At 34.0% G+C, this 265-nt stretch carries 1 protein-coding gene; it reads left to right on the top strand.

Annotation, left to right across the window (positions count from 1 at the left end):
* Positions 1 to 77: 77 nt before the first annotated feature.
* Positions 78 to 265 (top strand): helix-turn-helix domain-containing protein (locus ACEWB7_RS18845; RefSeq protein ID WP_241213029.1); only part of this gene is annotated, 188 nt, incomplete at its 3' end.

Below are 265 nucleotides of genomic sequence, written 5' to 3'. Positions count from 1 at the left end.
CTAATTAATTTAAAGGGTTTATGGAGTATATAAAATTGTCATACCATCATCTTAACTTTGAAGATCGTACTGCATTAATGCTTGAGTCAAGAAAAGAAGGCTTTTCAGCCAGAAAATTTGCTGAACTTATTAAAAGACATCCTAGTACGATCTATCGTGAACTTAAAAGAAATAGCATCAATGACGTTTATCAAGCTCAATATGCTTCTGATAACACCTTCGCTAGACGTAGACGTGGTCACAGAAAACTCAAAATCGACTCAAT

This window comes from Acinetobacter sp. NIOH-H-8 (assembly GCF_046635365.1).
Classification (GTDB): domain Bacteria; phylum Pseudomonadota; class Gammaproteobacteria; order Pseudomonadales; family Moraxellaceae; genus Acinetobacter.
Note: the sequence above shows the minus strand (reverse complement) of the source record. Positions and strands in the feature narration are given on the sequence as shown.